Origin of the sequence: Vibrio sp. 1727, from assembly GCF_033344415.1 — a bacterium.
Lineage (GTDB): Bacteria > Pseudomonadota > Gammaproteobacteria > Enterobacterales > Vibrionaceae > Vibrio > Vibrio alginolyticus.
Genome location: NZ_JAWPOT010000456.1, coordinates 1 through 592 on the forward strand (window position 1 = coordinate 1; position 592 = coordinate 592).

Consider the following 592-nt stretch of genomic DNA (forward strand, 5'->3'; position numbering starts at 1 on the left):
AGGTAAAATCCACCCTCTTTTACGCACCTTGATGTTAGGAAGAGAGCTACTCAACAAGAGCGCAAAAACCATTGAGTTGTCCTTTGGGCAAGCAATCAAGTTTAAAGAACTCAATAACCTCAACGATGATCAGATCGTCAATTATCTAAGGCTCAACACCTACCTGCTTAACCGCGATGTAAGTGCCACTCAGCAAACGGTCTCAGACAATGATCTCTTACCTATTGCGGCAGGGTTACCCATAGGCCAATTGCTTGAAGAGCTGCACAGCTTACCGGCAGAAACCCAATTGCTTCAAAATGGCGAGTTCGACGTGTACTGCGCCAGCGCACAACAGATCCCATCTCTCCTGCATGAAATTGGCCGCTTGCGAGAACATAATTTCCGTCAAGTTGGCGAAGGGACCGGACAAGCGATAGACATCGATCATTTCGATCATGATTACCTGCACCTGTTTGTGTGGGATCGTGAGAACCAATGCATGGTAGGTGCTTACCGTCTTGGATTAGTTGATCAATTATTGGCGAAATATGGCGTAGAAGGATTGTATTCGCGCACCTTGTTCAACTATGACCAAGGCTTTCTCGATAAA

1 protein-coding gene is annotated in these 592 nt (G+C 46.1%); it reads left to right on the top strand.

Going from position 1 to position 592, the window contains the following annotated elements; translation table 11 throughout:
* Window positions 1–592: lysophospholipid acyltransferase family protein (locus R8O10_RS26320; protein ID WP_318192112.1), on the top strand; the 592-nt coding region annotated here is incomplete at both ends.